General features: G+C 55.2%; 22 protein-coding genes. 5 read left to right on the top strand and 17 right to left on the bottom strand.

Annotated elements, in window-relative coordinates:
• Positions 1-40 precede the first annotated feature (40 nt).
• The 15 genes from ACOSDR_RS04220 to rpiB all read right to left on the bottom strand — a co-directional run bounded on the left by ACOSDR_RS04220 (position 41) and on the right by rpiB (position 13,925).
• The gene (locus ACOSDR_RS04220; protein WP_420724134.1) at positions 41-409 is read right to left on the bottom strand and encodes a cupin domain-containing protein; all 369 of its coding nucleotides are present in this window, start codon (positions 407-409) and stop codon (positions 41-43) included.
• 30 nt (positions 410-439) lie between these two features.
• Complete coding sequence (gene parC / locus ACOSDR_RS04215; protein ID WP_420724135.1) at positions 440-2,671, bottom strand: DNA topoisomerase IV subunit A; 2,232 nt, start codon at positions 2,669-2,671, stop codon at positions 440-442.
• A gap of 70 nt (positions 2,672-2,741) precedes the next feature.
• Positions 2,742-3,986 carry an MFS transporter gene (locus tag ACOSDR_RS04210; RefSeq protein ID WP_420730463.1) on the bottom strand — a complete coding sequence of 415 codons (1,245 nt, stop codon included), beginning with the start codon at positions 3,984-3,986 and terminating at the stop codon, positions 2,742-2,744.
• Between the two features lie 3 nt (positions 3,987-3,989).
• Positions 3,990-5,534, bottom strand: coding sequence for a gamma-glutamyltransferase (ggt, locus tag ACOSDR_RS04205; protein ID WP_420730462.1), 1,545 nt, complete (start codon positions 5,532-5,534; stop codon positions 3,990-3,992).
• A 165-nt stretch (positions 5,535-5,699) separates the two neighbouring features.
• Positions 5,700-6,140, bottom strand: coding sequence for a flagellar basal body-associated FliL family protein (locus ACOSDR_RS04200; protein ID WP_420724138.1), 441 nt, complete (start codon positions 6,138-6,140; stop codon positions 5,700-5,702).
• A gap of 59 nt (positions 6,141-6,199) precedes the next feature.
• Positions 6,200-7,189: a thiamine-phosphate kinase gene (gene thiL / locus ACOSDR_RS04195; protein WP_420730461.1), complete on the bottom strand. Its 990-nt coding sequence runs from the start codon at positions 7,187-7,189 to the stop codon at positions 6,200-6,202.
• Positions 7,182-7,685: a transcription antitermination factor NusB gene (gene nusB / locus ACOSDR_RS04190; protein WP_420730460.1), complete on the bottom strand. Its 504-nt coding sequence runs from the start codon at positions 7,683-7,685 to the stop codon at positions 7,182-7,184. Before nusB ends, thiL begins: the two co-directional genes overlap by 8 nt.
• 15 nt (positions 7,686-7,700) lie before the next feature.
• Positions 7,701-8,135, bottom strand: a complete 435-nt coding sequence (gene ribH / locus ACOSDR_RS04185; protein WP_420724141.1) for a 6,7-dimethyl-8-ribityllumazine synthase — start codon at positions 8,133-8,135, stop codon at positions 7,701-7,703.
• 25 nt (positions 8,136-8,160) lie between these two features.
• Positions 8,161-9,321 (bottom strand): 3,4-dihydroxy-2-butanone-4-phosphate synthase, encoded by a 1,161-nt coding sequence (gene ribB, locus ACOSDR_RS04180; protein ID WP_420730459.1) that lies wholly within the window; start codon positions 9,319-9,321, stop codon positions 8,161-8,163.
• 7 nt (positions 9,322-9,328) lie between these two features.
• Entirely contained in the window at positions 9,329-9,934 is a 606-nt protein-coding gene (locus tag ACOSDR_RS04175) for a riboflavin synthase (RefSeq protein ID WP_420730458.1), read from the bottom strand.
• 69 nt (positions 9,935-10,003) lie between these two features.
• Positions 10,004-10,237 (bottom strand): YdcH family protein, encoded by a 234-nt coding sequence (locus ACOSDR_RS04170; RefSeq protein WP_420730457.1) that lies wholly within the window; start codon positions 10,235-10,237, stop codon positions 10,004-10,006.
• A gap of 148 nt (positions 10,238-10,385) precedes the next feature.
• Complete coding sequence (gene ribD, locus ACOSDR_RS04165; protein ID WP_420730456.1) at positions 10,386-11,477, bottom strand: bifunctional diaminohydroxyphosphoribosylaminopyrimidine deaminase/5-amino-6-(5-phosphoribosylamino)uracil reductase RibD; 1,092 nt, start codon at positions 11,475-11,477, stop codon at positions 10,386-10,388.
• A gap of 14 nt (positions 11,478-11,491) precedes the next feature.
• A complete protein-coding gene (gene nrdR, locus ACOSDR_RS04160; protein WP_420724146.1) occupies positions 11,492-11,959 on the bottom strand; it encodes a transcriptional regulator NrdR in 468 nt (155 codons plus the stop codon).
• 83 nt (positions 11,960-12,042) lie between these two features.
• Complete coding sequence (glyA, locus tag ACOSDR_RS04155) at positions 12,043-13,353, bottom strand: serine hydroxymethyltransferase (protein WP_420730455.1); 1,311 nt, start codon at positions 13,351-13,353, stop codon at positions 12,043-12,045.
• Positions 13,354-13,451: 98 nt separating this feature from the next.
• Complete coding sequence (rpiB, locus tag ACOSDR_RS04150) at positions 13,452-13,925, bottom strand: ribose 5-phosphate isomerase B (protein ID WP_420730454.1); 474 nt, start codon at positions 13,923-13,925, stop codon at positions 13,452-13,454.
• 461 nt (positions 13,926-14,386) lie between these two features.
• Between rpiB and ACOSDR_RS04145 the strand changes: the two genes are divergently transcribed.
• Complete coding sequence (locus ACOSDR_RS04145; protein WP_420724149.1) at positions 14,387-14,854, top strand: MucR family transcriptional regulator; 468 nt, start codon at positions 14,387-14,389, stop codon at positions 14,852-14,854.
• Between the two features lie 13 nt (positions 14,855-14,867).
• Here the strand turns inward: ACOSDR_RS04145 and ACOSDR_RS04140 are convergent, their stop codons facing one another.
• Positions 14,868-15,164 (bottom strand): DUF6898 family protein, encoded by a 297-nt coding sequence (locus ACOSDR_RS04140; RefSeq protein WP_420724150.1) that lies wholly within the window; start codon positions 15,162-15,164, stop codon positions 14,868-14,870.
• Positions 15,165-15,321: 157 nt separating this feature from the next.
• Here ACOSDR_RS04140 and ACOSDR_RS04135 point away from each other — a divergent pair, with 157 nt between their 5' ends.
• From ACOSDR_RS04135 to ACOSDR_RS04120, 4 genes are all read left to right on the top strand, one after another.
• Positions 15,322-16,512 carry an acyl-CoA dehydrogenase gene (locus ACOSDR_RS04135; RefSeq protein WP_420724151.1) on the top strand — a complete coding sequence of 397 codons (1,191 nt, stop codon included), beginning with the start codon at positions 15,322-15,324 and terminating at the stop codon, positions 16,510-16,512.
• Entirely contained in the window at positions 16,509-17,540 is a 1,032-nt protein-coding gene (locus ACOSDR_RS04130; RefSeq protein ID WP_420730453.1) for a DMT family transporter, read from the top strand. The genes ACOSDR_RS04135 and ACOSDR_RS04130 overlap by 4 nt, the downstream gene beginning before the upstream one ends.
• Before the next feature lie 106 nt (positions 17,541-17,646).
• The gene (locus tag ACOSDR_RS04125; protein ID WP_420730452.1) at positions 17,647-18,261 is read left to right on the top strand and encodes an MlaC/ttg2D family ABC transporter substrate-binding protein; all 615 of its coding nucleotides are present in this window, start codon (positions 17,647-17,649) and stop codon (positions 18,259-18,261) included.
• A 97-nt stretch (positions 18,262-18,358) separates the two neighbouring features.
• Positions 18,359-19,186 carry a tetratricopeptide repeat protein gene (locus tag ACOSDR_RS04120; protein ID WP_420724154.1) on the top strand — a complete coding sequence of 276 codons (828 nt, stop codon included), beginning with the start codon at positions 18,359-18,361 and terminating at the stop codon, positions 19,184-19,186.
• Here ACOSDR_RS04120 and ACOSDR_RS04115 read toward each other — a convergent pair.
• Positions 19,180-20,301, bottom strand: coding sequence for an NAD(P)/FAD-dependent oxidoreductase (locus ACOSDR_RS04115; RefSeq protein ID WP_420730450.1), 1,122 nt, complete (start codon positions 20,299-20,301; stop codon positions 19,180-19,182). The genes ACOSDR_RS04120 and ACOSDR_RS04115 overlap by 7 nt on opposite strands.
• Between the last annotated feature and the right edge of the window lie 58 nt (positions 20,302-20,359).

Genomic DNA, 20,359 nt, shown 5'->3' with positions numbered 1-20,359 from the left:
AATGTACGCTGCTTGCAAATCACCTCTAAGGCACAAGGTTTCAGGCTGGCTGAGTCCCAAATTCCGCGGGGGAGACGATTTCCAGTAACTCACAATCATCGCTACAGCGCAGCAATTCATGGCAAATGCCGGGGGGCTGATGCACGCAGGCCCCCGCCTCCATTGATACTTCGCCCTGCCCCTCATACCAGAATGTTACCCAGCCCTTCAGCACATAGACCATTTGGAAGTCCAGGCTGTGCGTATGGGCGCCGGTGCCGTCTGTGCAGGCTTCCCGGGCACGGATGACCTGGGCATGAAACTGGCCATCGGTCGCCTCCCCCATACCCAGATCCCGGTATTCAAAGAAAGAGCGTAGGCCCTTATCGTCAAAAACACCGTCCTTGGCATGTTGCACAGAGAATTTCATCGCATTCCCCTAGTACCTAGTACCTAGTACCTAGCTGAACTTGTTAGAGCGTGGAAAGCCTGCCGGCGGCATCCGACCAGCCTGGGCCCGCTTCCCGATCCAGCCGCTTAAATCATGCTCTGTGCGGGTTCGATCACCGATCTGCCAGGTCAGGCCTTCGGCTTTGGCAAAGGTTTTTATATCGCTTAAACCGCCATCCCGGTATTTCTGCAGGATAACGCCTCGCCCTCTCGCCATTTCGGGCAGTTCTTCCATATCAAACACCAGCAACTTGCGATTTTTACCGATCACCGCGACGCTGTCGTGATCCGCATCAATAATGCGGCACCCCATCGCCTCTACCTTGCCAGACACATTCAATATCTGCTTCCCGTTTCGAGTCTGGGCCAGCACATCATTTTCCGGAATCATAAAACCTCGGCCATCTGTTGAGGCAACCAACAGCTTCCGATCCGCCTGATGCACCATCAGGCTGACAATCTCATGATCATTGGGCAGGTCGATCATCAGGCGCAGCGGCTCCCCATTGCCGCGTCCACCGGGCAATTTATCGGCCCCAATGGTGTAAAACCGACCATTGGTGCCAAAAATCAGTACCTTATCGGTGGTCTGGGCCGGGATAACGAAGCGCGGACCGTCATCTTCCTTGTACTTAATTTCCGCATCGGAGGCCAAATGACCCTTCAGCGCCCGTATCCAGCCCTTTGCAGAACATACGATGGTGACCGGCTCTTTCTCTATCATCGCCTCCAGCGGAACGATAACAGCCGTCGGTACAGATCCCATTTCCGTCCTACGACGGCCCAGCGGTGTTGTGGGGCCATAGGCTTTCTTCAAGTCGCGCATTTCGTCGGCGATATGCTTCCAGCGCATCTCCCCATCGGCCAATAGGGTCACAATCTCTGACAATTCCGTTTCCAGGCCATCATACTCTTTCTTGATTTCGAACTCTTCCAAACGGCGCAAGCTGCGCAAGCGCATGTTCAGGATCGATTCCGCCTGCAAATCCGACAGGGCGAATGTATCCATCATCACCTGCTTTGGATGGTCTTCTTCGCGAATGATGCGAATGACTTCATCCAGATTGAGGTAACAGATCAGATAGCCCTTCAGGATTTCCAATCGCCGCTCGATCTGGGCCTTGCGGTGTTCTGAGCGTCGGATCAACACATCATGGCGGTGATCCAGAAAGGCCTGCAAGGCCTCTCTCAGATTGACCACTTTCGGTACCCGACCGCCCTCGGTCAGAACATTCATGTTCAGGCTGAAACGGGTTTCCAGGTCCGTATAGCGAAACAGACTTTCCATCAGCATTTCAGGATCGACATTGCGCGATTTCGGCTCGATCACGATGCGCACATCTTCCGCAGATTCATCCATGATATCGCCCAAAATGGCGATCTTCCGCTCCTGGATCAGTTCCGCGATACGCTCAATCAAGCGCGATTTCTGTACCTGATAAGGAATTTCCGTGACAACGATCTGCCAGGTTCCACCCTTTAACTGCTCCACTTCCCAGCGCGCGCGAATGCGGAAAGAGCCCCGTCCTGTCCCATAGGCCTCTGCAATCGCCTCCCGGCTTTCAACCAGAGTGCCGCCCGTCGGGAAGTCTGGCCCTGGAATAAAGTCCATCAGCTTCGCGACGGAGGCATTGGGGGTCTTGATCAGATAGATCAGGGCTTCGCACAGCTCTGCGACATTATGGGGGGGAATAGAGGTCGCCATCCCAACCGCAATCCCTGCCGCACCATTGGCCAGCAGATTGGGGAAGGCGGACGGCAGAACAACGGGCTCGCGCCCTTCCCCGTCATAGGTGCCGCGAAAATCAACGGCATCGTCATCTATGCCCTGCAGCAACCGATTGGCGGTTTCGGTCAGCCGTGCCTCAGTATACCGCATGGCCGCTGGGTTATCGCCATCGACATTACCGAAATTCCCCTGACCATCGACCAGGGGATAGCGCACCGCAAATTCCTGCGCCAATCGCACCATGGCTTCATAAATCGAACTGTCGCCATGGGGGTGATATTTACCCATGACATCCCCGACGATACGCGCGCATTTCTTAAAGCCGCTTTCGGGGTTCAGCTTCAATTCGCGCATCGCAAATAACAGCCTGCGATGCACCGGCTTCAACCCGTCCCGCGCATCGGGCAAGGACCGCGACGTAATTGTCGACATGGCATAGGCCAAATAGCGTTCGCTTAACGCATCGGCCAGCGGTATCTGGCGCAAGGCCACTGCGGGCGCGTCGTCTGTCATTCTTCAAGTCTCCTCAGATATCACAGTATAGTGTATCCGCTGGAGCCCAGAACGCAAGATATCGTGTGACCTATTCCGCAGGCTGTGCGCGATTGATGCGCCCTTGCAGCAGCAGAACACAGACCAACGCCACCAGGATCGGTCCAGTGATGCTGAGTGTCACAGTTCCCCAGCCATAGGCCTGTTGCAGAGCACCAGACAGGAAGCTTGCAATCGACACAGCGCCAAAGACCAACAGATCATTCACACCCTGAACCTTTGCGCGTTCTTCCGGCGTAGCAAATTCGGTCAGCATGGTTGTGCCGCCAACAAACATAAAATTCCATCCCACGCCCACCAGAACCAGGGAGGAGAAGAATTGAATCATGTCGATACCGGTCATATTGATCACAACAGAGCCCAGATACAGCCCCGCCCCCACCAGTATAATACGGGGTGCAGAATATCTGGCGATCAGACTGCCGGTGAAGAAACTGGGCGCGAACATGGCAATAACATGGCCCTGTATCACAAAGGCCGCATCGTCGAACAGATGGCCGCAATCAATCATTGCCAAAGGAGTCGCAGTCATCATAAAGGACATGCTGGAATATCCCACCATTCCCGCCAGGACGGCGATGACAAATTTGGGATCCTGCGCCAATTGTTTGAAGCTACGCCCTGTAGAGTCACCTTTCTTGCGCCGGGGGGGCGTTGGAATGCGGATGAACTGTAAAATCCCGACCGCAAACAACGCCAATGTGGCAACGGAAACATAGGCCCCGGCAAACAGGACCGGCGCAAAGATATCTCGCGTATGTTTCGCAATCTCAGGACCAAAAATGCCAGCTACCAAGGGCCCGATCATCACATAGGACACAGCCTTAGGCTTGAATTCCGCCGATGCGGTATCGGCAACGGCAAAGCGGAACTGCTGCCAGAATGCATTGTGAAAACCAATCAAGAACCCAGCCAAGACGAACAGCCAGAAATTCTGATCAAACAGGGCATAGGTCGCCAATCCCGCTGCGCCGAATCCGATCAACTGGCCGACAGAAAAGCCGGCACGTCGACCGATACGGGCCATCAGCAAGGCGGCTGGCGGTGCCGCCATCATCGTCCCAATGAATTGCATCGACAGTGCCAGAGTGCTGAGCGCCCGCTCCGAAAACGTGCCGATCAGGGGCAATGAATACATAACCTCCGGCCGCGCCAGATAGGCACCGGCTAGAGCCGTCACGGTCATGATCAGAACCGCGCCCGTGTTACTGACCGCCAGGGATGCGCATAACAGCATCGTGTTGCGGATCGTTGGATCACCCTTTGGGAACAACATGTCTTAATACCCTATCGCACTGCCATCTTTGCGCGGATCAGACCCAGCGGTCAGAATCCCCTGTTCCCAATCAATGAAGATCGCTTGCGACCCACCAACCGGCCCACGGGGTTGAACCAGTTTATGCCCGCGGGCTGTCAATTCATCCTGAATATCCTGCGGCACGGCCCCTTCCATTTCCACCTCACCCGTGAACGGGTCGGGCATGAAGCGCGGTGCATCCATGGCTTCCTGGATATCCAGGCCAAAGTCAAAATGCCGTGTCAGGAACTGCATATGACCAAAGGCCTGATATTCGCCCCCCATAACACCAAATGGCATCACGGCGCGATCCCCCTTGGTCAGCATGGCCGGGATGATCGTATGCAAGGGACGTTTTCCGGGCGCAATCGCGTTTGGATGCCCTGGTTGCAGGCTGAAACCCATTCCTCTGTTCTGCAACAAAACGCCGGAATTGGGGGCCATCAGGCCGCTGCCAAATCCATAGAATACCGTATTGATGAAGCTACAGCAGTTGCGGTCCTTATCGACGACGGTGATGTAAACCGTGTCCTTATGGGGGGGCAGGTCGACTGCTGTTGTCGGATCCGCCGCACGTTTTGGATCAATCGCGGCGCGCACCGATGCGGCATAGTCAGCCGACAGTAATTCCTCAACCGGAACCGGGTTGAAATCAGGATCTGCGAGATAGAGATTTCGGGCTGTATAGGCCAGGCGTCCTGCCTCAATTTCCTGATGGATGCGGTCTGCCGTGATTGGGCCTTTTGCGGCGTCAACGTCACATCCCCCCATCACATTCAACAGCAACAGCGCGATCACGCCCTGGCCATTGGGCGGGCATTCCCAGACCTTATAGCCCCGGAAATCCGTTGAAATCGGCGTGACAAAATCCCCTTTAACAGAGGCGAAATCCTCCATTGTGTGAAGGCCGCCCTTGGATTGCAGATAGGTCACGATATCCTCTGCAACCTCACCGGTATAAAATGCATCGCGACCGTGATCGGCAATCAACTGCAATGTCTTGGCAAGCTTTGGCTGCGAATGGCGGCTGCCAACGGCAGGGACTTCCCCATTGACCAGAAATGTCTCAGCCATTGACGGTTCTGCGGCCAAAAGCGCCTTTTCCACTGAAAAGTCACGATGCACCCGCGATGAAATGGGATAGCCATCCCGCGCATAACCGATCGCCGGTGCCAGCACATCGGCCCAGGGCATATGGCCAAATTTCTGATGCAGTTGCCACCAGGCATCAACAGCGCCTGGTACTGTGACCGCATGAACGTCGCGCTGAATTTTTGTGATCCCCAGCTTCTGATAATAGTCGACCGTCGCCCCGCTGGGCGCCTTGCCAGAACCATTAAACGCGGTGATATCCGCACTGCCCGCTGGCGCATACAGACAAAAATTATCCCCGCCAATACCGGTTGAACCTGGTTCAACAACGCATTGCACCGCACAGGCCGCAATGGCCGCATCCATGGCGTTCCCACCGGCCTGCAGGATTTGAACCGCCGTCTGCGTGGACAATGTGTGTGAGGTCGATGCCATGCCGGTAGGCGCATGAACAGGTGAGCGGCCAGGCCGTTCCAAGTTTCTCATAGGGGTAAAGTCTCCGTCCCAGGAAGCAAATCAGGAATTTTTTATGTCCGATGACAGCCGACAATACCGATTTAGGGCATCCTTGCCACGGGAAAAATGTCCTTGATAAAGCCGTTAGCTTTTTTGCTTAAAGGCATTCTGTATCAGCACATCATTTACCACGCCACGGCCCAGAACACGCCCGCTGATTACAAGCATGCGACGTTTCAGGCTTTTCACCAGAATGCGATCTTCAACCGGGACAACGGCGAAATATCCATTCAAATCTGTCAGAAACGCATTGCGCAATCTTGGCATTAGCTTTTGTGCAAAGGCCTCATTGTCGGGCCCGATGGTTTCCAACGTGACATTCAAAATCACATAATTCACCACGACGCCGCCGCGAATAACGGGGATGCGCAGGGGGTCAAGCTCTATCAATCTTGTGTCCGGCGGTGGCGGCGGTGCGGGTTCCGCCATGTCATTCTGGGTCGGCAGAACGAAGAAATAATAATAGCCCCCGCCGCCGCCTGCCAGCAGAACCAAAACGACGACAATGATGATCAAAATCTTCATAGGGCCAACGCGTTAAAAAGCATCACACACGATACTCTAAAGACAGTCATAGCCCAGCACTAGCTGTGACGGAAGCCCACATGCGTGAAGGTTAGTTCTTCACCGTCTGCATCATGGACAACCACACGGTCGCCTGAAACGATCTCCCCGATGCAGGTCACACGACAGCCGCTGTCTGCTGCGGCGGCTTCGATATCTGGGGCCCGTCCGGTGATCAGCAATTCATAGTCATCGCCACCGGTCAGCAATTCCAGATACAGATTGGGCTGATCAGCAACCAATTCCGCCGCACTGGCAGACAGGGGCACGGATTGCGCGCGTAACACGGCACCGACGCCTGATTGTTCACAGATATGCGCCAGGTCGCCGATCAGGCCGTCTGATACATCCATCGCCGCATGGGCCCGCCCTACCAGGGCCAGACCCAAGGCGATACGCGGGTCCGGGCAGCGATAACGTCGCAGCATGGCGTCCGCTTCCGGTCCATAGGGCAATTGTCCTTGGGCGGCCAGAAGGCCCAGGAATCCATCCCCGATCCCGCCGGAGACATAAACAGCATCCCCAACCTGTGCGCCTGACCGCCGCAAGGCCTGTCCCACAGGCACAGTGCCCAAGGCAGTGACCGCAATGGAAATCGGGCCGGGGGTGGAGGTTGAATCACCCCCCATCAAATGCCAATCAAATTCCGTCTGATCCGATGCCAGGCCAGCGCAGAAAGCCTCAATCCAGGAATCATCTATGCGCTTTGGCAGGCTGAGGGACAGGAAATAGCCAAGCGGCGTCGCCCCCATGGCGGCCAGATCCGACAGGTTCACCCGCATCGCCTTGCGCGCCAACATGTCCGCTGCTTCATCCCCGATGAAGTGAACGCCTTCGACAATCGTATCCAGGGTTACGACCAGCTCACGCCCCGGCGGAACGGCAAATACCGCTGCATCATCCCCCAGGTTAAACGCGCCTGGTGCCCCTTTCGCCAGGGGTCGGAAATACTGTGCTATGCGATGAAACTCGCCGGTTGCCGGGGAAGGCTCTTTCTGTTTATCAGCCATGATCCGCATCGGGGGCGATCAAATCCACATCGTCCTGACGCAGCACCGTCGCCAGTCGATCCAGAATACCGTTCACAAAACCGGTTTCCGCCGTGTCATAGAATGCGGCAGCAATGGTCAGATATTCGCTGATCACCACAGGCGGGTCGATTTCATCGCGCCGCGCCATTTCATAGGCCCCTGCCCGCAGGATTGCGCGCAGCACGGTTTCCAGGGATGCGACCTTGCGTCCCTTTTCAATCGCCGCTTCAATCACGCGATCCAGGTCTTGCCTGCCGCCCGTAACGCCCAGCACGATTTCAGTGAAGAACGCGCCATCGGCCTGAATTGTTTCCCCATCCAGATCTGCCGTGCCGCCCCGTTCTCGAAAGCTGTCAATTGCCTTGCGCGCGTGATGGCCCGAAATTTCCATCTCGTACAAGGCCTGGACCGCCGCCAAACGGGCTGCCCGACGCTGAGCGCTTTGAGTGGGCGAAAGTGATGTATGAGGGCTCATGATAGGCTGTTCCAATCAGGTAAGGTCAAAATTGCGACGCAGGGCGATCATACGCAGGCACGCCGCCGCAGCATCCTTGCCCTTGTTCTTTTTATCCCGCGATGCCCGCGCCCAAGCTTGCGCTTCATTTTCTACCGTCACAACACCATATCCAATCGCCAGATGATGCTGCACGGACAGATCCATCAGACCGCGCGCGCTTTCGTTGCAGACATAGTCATAGTGGGTTGTCTCCCCCCGAATGACGCATCCCAAGGCCAGATAGCCATCATATCGACCTGGCTGTCCCGAATGGGCCATGGCGATGGCGGCGGGCAATTCAAACACACCAAAGACCGTCACACGGTCATAGGTCGCCCCCTGGGCTTCCAATTCCGCAATGGCACCCAGGCCCAGTTCTTCGGAAATCGCCGCATAATAGGGCGCTTCCACGATCAGTATATGTGCCACAATTGACCCTTTCTTTGCGCGCGTCTCAGCCCAGCGCCTTGCGACCAACGATTTTCAATCCATAGCCTTCCAGACCGATCACGGTCTTATCGGTATTGGACAGCAAGACCATATCATGCACGCCCAGATCGGCTAAAATCTGTGCGCCAATGCCATAATCGCGCAATTCGCCGGTGGCATCCTCTGTCGCCTTATTCTCACGCCGACGCACGCGGTCAGACAGAGAGGTCGCATGCGGTTCCCGGATCAGGACCACGACGCCACAGCCCTCTTGCCCGATCAGGTCCATGGCTTTCTGCAAATCACCGGCCTTGCCGCCTTCTGAGTCCATCAGAACATCATCCAGAATGCTCAGCGCATGCATGCGCACGAATGCGGGCGTACCAGCCTTCAAATCCCCCTTCACCAGGGCGACATGTTCGGCATAGTTCAGGCGATTGACATAAACATGCATGGTAAATTCACCGCCATGCACTGATGTCAGGGTCGTGCTTTCCGTCCGATCTACCACACGGTCATGCTGGCGACGATGGGCAATCAAATCCGCAATGGCACCAACTTTAAGTCCATGAAATTGCGCAAATTTAATCAGGTCTGGCAGGCGCGCCATTTCACCGTCATCATTCATGATCTCACAGATCACGCCAGCCGGGCTTAATCCCGCCAAACGCGCCAGGTCAACCGCAGCTTCCGTATGCCCCGCGCGCACCAAAACACCGCCATCCCGGGCCAACAGTGGAAAGATATGGCCTGGCGTCGTGATGTCTTCCGGTGTCGCATTGGGGGCGACTGCGGCGGCAATCGTGCGCGCGCGGTCCGGTGCGGAAATCCCGGTCGTGACCCCTTCCCGTGCCTCAATCGATACGGTAAAGGCGGTACCAAAGCGGCTGGCATTCTTTTGCGGCATCAGTTCCAGGCCCAGACGCTTAACCTGCTCCCCCTGAAGCGCCAGGCAAATCAGCCCACGGCCATATTTCGCCATGAAGTTAATGGCTTCCGGTGTCGCCATTTGGGCTGGAATAACCAGATCGCCCTCATTCTCGCGGTCTTCGTCATCTACCAGAATGAACATCCGGCCATTTCGGGCTTCCTCAATGATCTCATCAATAGAAGACAGGAAGCGCGTATCACTCGCTGCGCGGGCGATGTCCTGTTTTGATATCACAGAGGGGCTGTCTTTACTCATCCGGGCATTATCCTTCTTGACCAAGCAGGCGCGCAACATATCGGGCCAGCGCGTCCACCTCAAGGTTCACCCGATCCCCCGGCTTGGCGCGACCAAATCCGGTTTCTGAAAAGGTATGTGGGATGATGTTGACGCCAAAGCTGTCTTCACCAACCTCGTTGATTGTCAGGGAAACACCATCCAGGACAACAGATCCTTTCGGTGCAATATATTTCATAAGATTAGCGGGCGGGCGAAAACTAAAGCGCCAGCTATCCCCGTCCCGCTGACGGTCGACAATGTCGGCGACACCATCCACATGGCCCAGCACGAAATGGCCGCCCAGTTCATCACCCAGGCGCAATGCGCGCTCCAGGTTCAGGTGCGATCCGACGGACCAGCCATCCAATGTCGTCTTCGACAGGGTTTCACCAGAGGCCTCAACAGCAAACCAGCCTTGGCCCTGTGGGGTGCGTCCGGTTTCGATCACCGTCAGACAACAGCCGGAACAGGCGATCGATGCGCCCAAAGCAATGTCTTCAACCTGATAGCGGGTTTCAATGACGAAGCGGGTATCGCCACGGTCTTCCCGCACAGATACCCGTCCTTGATCGGTAATGATGCCGGTAAACATTTGCCTTATCCTACAGACTTCACATTCAGGCCTGTATTTACGCTTCTCAGCCGATAAGGCAAACCCAGTCTACCCTAAACGCGTGCGAATTTCGTCCAGCATCGCCAAACGCTTCTTCTTCAACTCTTCCAGATGCATATCATCCATGGGTTCGACATCCGTCTCACCCCGGTGAATTTCTCGGTTCAGATCATGATACTTTTCCGTCAGCTTGCGGAAATGCGGATCGCTTTCCCGAAGCGAATGCAGCGCCTCTGTGCTGTTTGGAAATTCTTCGGCGAGTTCATGGGGGGTATGGGACATTGGTATTCTCCAGTGCTGATGATCAATATCGAAAGATTGTAACTTGATTTGATCCGCAGCGCCTTGCGCTGGATCAAGAAGGACAGACCAGACAGTACCTCCTCACTCCTGACATGGGGTATAAGGAAACTCATTTAAAGTTTTGATTTTAATGATTTTTAATAAATGTATCGACCAGACTTGATCCGACCGCACGGGATGAAATCAATTCAAACCGTGTGGCATCAGAAAGGGCGGTGATGGCGAGGTCTGAAATTCCTGAACGCGCGTCTGCACCCAGAACAAGACCGGACCGATACCAGGCCACCCGATCAACACACTCCGCCCGCAGGAAGGATGCAGCGACCTGCCCACCCCCCTCCACCATCAGGCGCGTAATGCCACGCCCTGCCAAGGCTGACAGCACATCCGGCACGGATAAGCCGCTTTGACTTTGGGGCACGGCCAGCCGGGTCACGCCTTTCGGTACCGCTGTATCACAGCCCTGCGCGACGAATTGCAGGGTCGGGACAGTGCCGTCGCATAGTTTCGCGGTCTCTGGAAGCCGCCCCTGTCCGTCCAGCACAACCCGCACTGGCTGGACCAGAATTCCCTGCAGACGGCAGGTCAGTGCGGGATCGTCGGCCAGGGCGGTGCCAATTCCAACCAGAATGGCATCATGGGTCATGCGCAGCAGTTGCGCGTCCTGACGTGCTTCCGGCCCCGTAATCCAGCGACTTTCACCAGATGCCGTTGCGATCTTGCCATCCAGGCTGGTCGCCAGCTTTAGCGTCACCATGGGACGGTTCCGGGTGCGCGACAGAACGAACCCCTGGTTCAAAAGCAAGGCCTCGCGTTCAAGTACACCCAATGTGACTGGTATTCCGGCAGCTTCTAAGGCTGCGACGCCGCCCCCGGCAACGCGGTTGTCCGGATCGATCATCGCGATCACGACGCGTGCCACCCCGGCCTCGATCAAGGCTGTTGAGCACGGGCCGGTCTTTCCGGTATGGCTGCAGGGTTCCAGGCTGACATAGGCGGTTGCCCCCTTTGCCGCAGATCCGGCGCGGCGCAGGGCCTCCGTTTCCGCATGGGGACGACCACCGGGCTGGGTCCAGCCGCGCCCGACGACCTGACCATCCTTAACCAGCACACAGCCCACCGCGGGATTGGGTGCGACCCGCCCCAGACCGCGCTGCCCCAGAGCCAGGGCGACGCGCATCCAGCGGCGATCCTGGGCCGTTTCGGGGCTTGCGGTCATGGGTCAGTCTTCAGTTAGAGATCATCTTCAAGTTTGGAGACGTCACGTTGCACGAAATCCGTGAAATCCTTGGCCTCGCGGAAGTTCCGATAAACCGACGCGAACCGGACATAGGCGACCTGATCCAATTGCAGCAGGGCTTCCATCACCATTTCGCCAACCGTTGAAACCGGTACTTCGCTTTCACCGGAGCTTTCCAGCCGACGCACGATGGAATTGACGATCCGCTCTATCCGGTCCAATTCCACATTACGCTTGCGACAGGCGATCTGCATGGAGCGGATCAGCTTGTCGCGATCAAAGGGCTCGCGCTGACCGTTTTTCTTCACCACGGTCAATTCGCGCAATTGAACGCGCTCAAAGGTCGTGAAGCGGGCCCCGCAATTCAGGCACATTCTCCGACGGCGAATGGCTGAGTTATCCTCAGTTGGCCTGGAGTCCTTAACCTGGGTGTCATCATTACCGCAGAACGGACATTTCATTGCTCTAAAGCCCCCTCACAGATGTCCAGGACGGGCCAGTCCCGCCCTGGATGTCGCCTTATGCGCCTGGATCGCCTGGGCGATCAATAAGGCGCATCATACAATGGGAAACGCGCACACAGCGTTTTCACACGCGCATGCACAGACTCTTCAACCGCAGTATTGTCTTCCCGATTCGCAGCCAATCCGTCCAGCACTTCTACGATCAGCTGTCCCACTTCGCGGAATTCAGCCTCGCCAAAGCCCCGCGTTGTGGCAGCAGGCGTCCCCAGACGAATACCACTGGTAACCATCGGCTTTTCCGGATCGAACGGAATGCCATTCTTGTTACAGGTGATCCCGGCGCGCTCCAGGCTCTTTTCGGCAATATTGCCGGTCAGGCCCTTCGGGCGCAAATCGACCAGCATCAAATGCGTATCGGTGCCACCGGACACAATGTCCAGCCCCCCTTCAACCAGCGTTGCCGCCAACATTTTGGCATTGCGCACGATGGCCGCCGTATAGGCCTTGTATTCGGGGCGCAAAGCTTCACCAAACCCAACCGCCTTGCCTGCGATAACATGCATCAAAGGCCCGCCCTGTAAGCCAGGGAAAACAGCGGAATTGAATTTCTTCGCCAAGGCTTCGTCATTGGTCAGGATGATGCCACCACGCGTGCAGCGCAGCGTCTTGTGGGTCGTCGAGGTCGCGACATGAGCATAATCCAGCGGGTTTGGATGCTGTCCACCAGCCACCAACCCCGCGAAATGGGCCATATCGACCATGAAATACGCCCCCACGCTGTCGGCAATTTCCCGGAAGCGTTTGAAATCAATCAGGCGCGGATAGGCTGAGCCCCCCGCGATGATCAGTTTGGGCTTATGTTCCTGCGCCAGGCGCTCCACCTGATCGAAATCGATCAGATTGTCTTCTTTACGCACATCGTATTGAACCGCATTGAACCATTTGCCCGATTGGTTCGGGGCCGCACCATGGGTCAGATGCCCACCGGATGCCAGCGACAGACCCATATAGGTGTCGCCGGGCTGTAACAGCGCAAAGAACACTGCCTGATTTGCCTGGGCGCCGGAATGTGGCTGCACATTGGCAAATTTACAGTCAAACAGCTTGCAGACCCGCTCAATCGCCAGTTCTTCGACAACATCAACATATTCGCATCCACCATAATAGCGACGCCCGGCATAGCCTTCAGCGTATTTATTGGTGTTTACAGAGCCGACAGCCTGCATAACGGCGCGGCTGACAATGTTTTCAGACGCGATTAGTTCGATCCCGTCATTCTGGCGATGCAATTCATCCTCAAGGGCGGCATAAACAGCGGGATCGCTGTCTTTCAGGTCATTTTGAAAAAAACCGGTATAGCCATATAAATCCTGCTTTTCTGCTGTGCTCATTCCTTAAGGTCCTTTTGCATGTTAGGGCTGGCTTAAACTAAAAACAGACCACGCCCCAGGGTTACGCGATACCCTTGCACAGGGTAAAATCAATCGTATCACATTACGTCCGGCATTCTGACGGTCGGGGTCATTTTCTCAACCCGCCTGGCATGTCGCCCGCCCTCAAAATCAGTCTGCAGGAATACAGTAAGGGACTCCAAAGCGACTTCGATCCCCATCGTGCGTGCGCCCAAAGCGATAACATTCGCGTCATTATGCTGGCGCGACAGACGCGCATCGGTGCTGTTATGGCACAGGGCTGCGCGAATATGACTATGACGGTTCGCCGCAATTGAAATGCCGATCCCGGTGCCACAGACCAAAATGCCCCGCGATGCGCGGCCATCTGCCAAGGCCTGCGCCATCAACTCCGCGAAATCCGGATAATCCACACTGTCGCCGGAATGGGTTCCCAGATCCAACGGATTCAGACCCAATTGTTCCAGAACCGGCAACAGGGCCAGTTTCATTGGCAAACCCGCGTGATCGCAAGCCAGCGCCACCGTCTTAGTGTCATTCTTATCTGTCACACCATACCCTCGCCTCAGCGGAAGAGGCCGGGATGTAACACAATGTCGATGGCATTGCCAGAAAAACCCCCACAATTAGGGTCAGCCACCGTATCTGTGAGTTTATTCAGCGCACCATAAAGTGAACTGCACGATCGTAGATCAGCCCCGATGACGATAAAAATCTCTGGACAGAAAAACACTGCATATTGTGCAGAAATAAAATTCATCCACTACAAATTGAGAAGTAAAAAATTTAACTAACATTGCTTTTTAGATACCTAACAAGATTTACTGAATCTATATTGATTTACATGCCTTTCTTTGCTTTAGTTTCGTTTGGAACGCCCAAAAACTATACAGTAATTGCAGTTGATGACTGCATTATCGTAGAGTGTTGGGACGTCGGGGCTGCGGTTTTAGGAACGCGATACCATCACGTGCCGGTCTGTTTACGGGTTTGCACCAGGGGGAAGTAGATTATGCCAACACTGAAATCTGACACTGCAACGAAATCAGCGGACGCAGGAAGTTCTGCGACGCGGGGCGACTTGTTGCAAATGACAGCCGGCGTCGTTTCCGCCTATGTCGGCAACAATCCGGTGGAAAAAGCCGATATCAGCAATGTGATTGGTGAAGTATTCACGAAATTTGCATCCCTCAGCAATACACCGCCGCGAACCCCTTCCCGTCCGCTGCGCCCAAAGGCTTCTGTCGCGCCCAAAAATTCTATCACCCCCGATTACCTGATTTGTCTTGAAGACGGTAAGCGACTGAAGATGCTGAAGCGGCATTTGCGCACCGCCTATAATCTGACGCCGGAACAGTATCGCGCGAAATGGGGCCTGCCGCCAGAATACCCAATGGTTGCCCCGAACTATGCTGCGCAACGATCTGATTTTGCGAAAAAAATCGGCTTGGGGAAAACCACGGGGCGTGGCGGGCGTTAAGCTTGAAAGACCCTTATAGGTCCCAACCGCTGGGCGTTTCTGCGCGTCTGGCACGCAGTATGACGCGATCCTGATCTTTCTCTCGCACATTCTTGTCAAACTTGCTCTTATAGACCATGCGCTCCAGCTTGCGCAGCGCCTGGACGGACAGGATGTGCTCCCCTGCGGTAATGTCCCCAACGATCGATACTTCGATATAGGTAACAGGATCAACCGCACAAACTTTCACATAGCGGCCTTGGGGCACGAATTCTATCAGTGCACCCTGCGGCAGGACAGTACTGTTTCCAGGCATCATTTTGCGGCTCATGCGCCAATTTACTGCTGCTTTGCGAAACCGCCAAGCATTTGCTGCATGCGTTATTATTTTAAGCTTAAAATAAAACTTTACTCTTGGTATGGACGCGGCTAGCACTTGACCATAGATTATCGCCAGCACACTTCATTGAGATCAAAGGAACCCCATCATGAGCGATCGCAAAGTCCGCGCCCCATTCGATTGGCAAGACCCTTTTCTGTTGGAAGGCCAATTGACCGAAGAAGAACGGATGATCCGCGACACGGCAAAAGACTATTGCCAGGAACAATTGATGCCGCGCGTTCTAATGGCAAACCGTCATGAAAAGTTCGACCGGGAAATCTTCACCGAAATGGGTGAACTTGGTCTGCTGGGCATGACGGTAGATCCTGAATATGGTGGCGCCGGGGTCAACTACACCTCTTATGGGCTGGTTGCGCGCGAGGTTGAACGGGTCGACAGCGGGTATCGTTCCGCCATGTCGGTGCAAAGCTCCCTGGTCATGCATCCAATCAACGCTTATGGCTCGGAAGAACAGCGCCGCAAATATCTTCCCAAGCTGGCCAGTGGCGAATGGGTCGGGTGTTTCGGCCTGACCGAGCCGGATCATGGCTCCGATCCGGGCTCTATGGTGACGCGCGCAAAAAAGGTAGCGGGCGGATACAGCCTGTCTGGATCCAAGAACTGGATCACCAATTCCCCCATTGCCGACATTGCCGTGGTCTGGGCGAAAACCGAAGATGACGTGATCCGCGGTTTTATCGTTGAACGCGGCATGAAGGGCTTCGAAACGCCAAAGATTGAAGGCAAATTCAGCCTGCGTGCCTCTGTCACCGGGATGATCATGCTGGATGAATGCGTCGTACCGGAAGAAAACCTGCTGCCCAATATCAGCGGCCTTGGTGGCCCGTTCGGTTGCTTGAACAATGCCCGCTACGGCATTGCCTGGGGTGCCCTGGGTGCTGCAGAATTCTGCTGGATGCAGGCCCACAGCTATGTCATGGACCGTAAGCAGTTTGGTCGCCCCCTGGCCGCCAATCAGTTGATTCAGAAAAAGCTAGCTGACATGCAGACCGAAATCTCTCTGGGCCTTCAAGGCTGCCTGCAGGCGGGTCGTCTGAAAGACGAGGACCGCTGCCCCGTGGAACTGATTTCCCTGATCAAGCGCAACAGCTGTGGCAAGGCGCTGGACATCGCCCGTGTCGCACGCGACATGCATGGCGGCAATGGGGTTTCAGACGAATACCACGTCATTCGCCACGTCATGAACCTGGAAGCCGTGAACACCTATGAAGGCACCCATGACGTGCATGCCCTGATCCTTGGGCGCGCGCAGACCGGGATCCAGGCCTTCATGTGAGTAAGGATGCAGAAACAGCGGGACGAAAATCTGCGGGACTGACGGTAGACTCGATTACCTCGACCCTGCCACAGGGCGTCCAGGTTCCCCCCGCCCCCACCCGAAAGATACCAACACAGGCCTGGATCCTGCTGTTGGCCCTGATGTTTTGTTGGGGCGCAATGTGGCCCCTGATCAAGATCGCGACAGCGGAAGTTCCGGTGCTGTCCTTGCGCGGCCTGTCCGCCCTGATCGCGGCGATTGTTCTACTTGGGTCAGCCGTTGTGACCCGCAAAGGCCTGCTGCCCATTGCGAATGAATGGAAGAAAATAGCACTTTGTTCGATATTCCTGGTCTTCGCTTGGTTCTATTTCTCCGCGCTTGCCGTCAGCTTGCTGCCGGCAGGCCGGGCCGCCCTTCTGGCGTATACGATGCCATTCTTCTCTCTGGTCATCGGGGTAATTTTCCTGCATGAGAAAATCACGTCAAAGCGGTTGATTGGGGTGATATGTTGTCTTTCCGCTGTGCTGCTATTGGCGTGGAACGATTTACAATCCATCGCGTCGCAGGGCATCCCCGTTGGCATTCTTGCGATCCTGGCTGCGGCTTTGATCTGGAGCATTGGATCAACCCTGCAAAAGCAGTTTAACTTTCAAACACCCGTTACCGTGACGCTTGGGTGGATGTTGATCATCGGGGGCGTTCCCCTTTCTATCCTGGCTTTGCTTCTGGATCCAACCGAGTGGGTCTTCACAGCCTCGAACCAGGCGCTTCTGGCGACCCTGGCTATTGCCGTTCTCAGCCAGGCCTTCGGGTTTTGGTGTTGGTCGACGATATTGAAACTGACCGATGTCGCCTTTGCCTCCATCGCCGTCCTGTGCGTCCCGATGATGAGCCAGGCCATGAGCTTTATTCTGGTGGGTGAAGCTTTTGGATTGGTTGAGTTTTCAGGCCTGCTGCTGATCACGCTGGGCCTTGCCACTGTTTTGCCACTAAGGGGGCTTAAAACAGCGCTGAGAATTCAGCAGGGTCACACCTCAAAGAATTGAATTATATTGCACAGCACAACACTGTGTCTTGCGCCCGGAGTGTGATAATACTAAGACCTGTCCTTTAAAACGTATCTTTGATGCGCGATGACCAGGAGAGACTGAGATGATCCGCCTCAGTACCGCATTATTTGTCCTTTTCCTATTTCCCTCGGTCGCGAGCGCCCAAACGGATCCAGACGCAGCCGCCCGGTTTATCTCGAAACTGGGTGATAAGGCCGTAGACGTTTTGCAGGATCAATCAACATCTCTGGAATCCCGCGAAGAACGGCTGCGCGGCATTGTTGCAGAAAGCCTGGATATCAAAACCATTGGAGAATTTGCAGTAGGGAAGTCATGGGACCGGGCCTCTGATGAGGAAAAAGAAGAATATATGGAGCTTTTCTCCGTCTATCTTCTGCAGATTTATACCCAGCGCCTGGGGGGGTATACCGGTCAAACGCTTCAGATTGACGCCAGCAGTGCCTATAAGGATCGCGACGCCGTTGTCGAAACGACAATCGTGCAGGAAGGGTCTGACAATATTGATGTAAAGTGGCTGGTTCGCGATGGCGACAGCGACAGCAGCAAAGGTATGCGCATTCTGGACGTTATCGTTGACGGTAAAAGCCTGGCATTGGCTCAACGCAAGGAGTTCACAAATATTATCGCCCGTGAAAAGATGAGTGGTTTGCTGAACCTGCTGCGGTTGAAGGTGTCCAAATATTCAGCGCAATCTTAGCAGGATCGGTTGTGCAGCGCAGTATAGATAAGTATTTATGGGCCCTTGCCCAAGGCCCTGCTTGATCGCATAATATGAGTCTGGGGGATTGTATGAAATGACAGGGCTTTGGTGTAAGAAATTGACGCTGTGCTGTCTGGCATTGATTGCGACCATTTGGGGCGCAACACCCTCCTATTCTGCTGATTTTCAAGATGGCTGGAACGCCTATCAGCGGGGTGATTTCACCGAAGCACGGAAAGTTTGGACTACCCTGGCAGAGGCTGGCAGCGCCAAGGCAATGTTCAATCTGGGTGTCTTGTATGATGAGGGGCGCGGTGTCCCCCAGGACACCAAAACCGCCATCAAATGGTGGACCCAATCTGCCGAATCCGGAAATTCTCTGGCCATGCATAATCTGGCCCTGGCCTATATAGAAGGGCGCGGGATTAAGCAAAATTATGACCGCGCCTATGGCTGGCTGGAACGCGCGGCCTATCACGGGCTGGTCCGGTCGCAGTATTCGCTTGGAAAAATGTATGAATACGGCCTGGGCGTGGGTGAAAACCAGATCCGCGCCGCCTTGTGGATCGAACGGGCGGCCATCGCCGGGTTTGACCGCGCACAATACAATATGGGCAAGCGCTATCGCGATGGGCAAGGCGTTGAAAAAAACAAAGAAATGTCCGCTCGGTGGTTTCTGGCTGCCGCCCGTCAGGGATATTCCAAAGCCCAAAGCCGGGTTGGAACACGCTTTATGAAAGGCGATGGGCTTGAAAAGGACCTTGTTGAAGCCCTGAAATGGCTGCGCCTTGCGGCACAACAAGGCGAAAAATCCGCTGCCGAGATTGCCGATAAATTGCAGGCAGACATGACCGATGAAGAACTGGCACAAAGCGAAAGGCGCATCGCAACCTTCACGCCGGAGCGTGCCTCCGTTTATTGAGGCTGTGCTAATAATCCCTGCACATGGCGTGCGATGGCCAGCGAGGCCGTAAGCCCCGGACTTTCCATACCATACAGGCATATCAACCCTGGTACAGTATGGGTCTGAGAGCCATCGATCTGAAAATCATCTGCGGTACTTCCCGGGGGGCTGAGCTTTGGCCTGATCCCGGAATATCCAGGACTTAACACGCCATCTGGCAGCGCTGGATAATAGCGCCGTACCGCGGCATAGAATGCTTGCGCCCGATCTGGGTCCACGTCATATAGGTTGGGGTCCGCCAGCCCGTCAATCCATTCCGTATCAGGCCCGAACCGCAGGCCCCCCGCCATATCAATGGTCACATGAACCCCCAATCCCGCCTGCGCCGGTACAGGGTAGATCAAGCGCTGAAATGGAGAACGCGCTGCGGTGATAAAATAGTTCCCCTTACAGAAATACTGGCCCGGAATGGTTGAGGTCGGGATTCCATCAATCGCGCGGGCCACTGTTTGGCTGTGCAGGCCTGCTGCAATGATCACCTCGTTCGCGCACAGTTCCATCGGGTCAGCACCACCAATTGATAGAATAATCCCCTGCCCGTCCCGACGACCGCCCAGAACCGGGCTGTTGCAAACAATCATAGCACCACAGGATTCCGCATCGCCCTGATAGGCCTGCATCAAGGCATGGCTGTCGATGATACCGGTAGACGGCGATAGCAGGGCATTGGTGCAGAACAAGGCCGGTTCCAGTGCCATCGCCTGTTCCGCGGTCAGATATTTAAGATCCATCACACCATTGTTTTTTGCCTTCTGCACAATCTCACTCAATGCGCTTTCTTCCTGGGGGGTCGTGGCGACAATCAATTTGCCGCAGCGCCGATAAGGAATGCCATGGGTGTCGCAATAGTCATACAGTGCAGCTTTTCCAGCCACGCAAAAGCGCGCTTTAAGGCTGTCCTTTGGATAGTATATGCCTGCATGAATGACTTCACTATTGCGCGAACTTGTTTCGCTGCCAATGCTGTCAGCGGCCTCCAGGACGATGACCTCCCTTCTGGATTCGGCCAAGATCTTGGCACAGGCCAGACCGATCACGCCGGCCCCGATCACCACTGTTTCAATCCGTTCCATCGCACCTGAACACTCGGTAAGATTTGCAAATTCCCTAAAGACGCATAGGCTGAGCTAT

Origin of the sequence: Hwanghaeella sp. 1Z406 (assembly GCF_048892425.1) — a bacterium.
Taxonomy (GTDB): Bacteria; Pseudomonadota; Alphaproteobacteria; order UBA8366; family Aestuariispiraceae; genus Pacificispira.
Note: the sequence above shows the minus strand (reverse complement) of the source record. Positions and strands in the feature narration are given on the sequence as shown.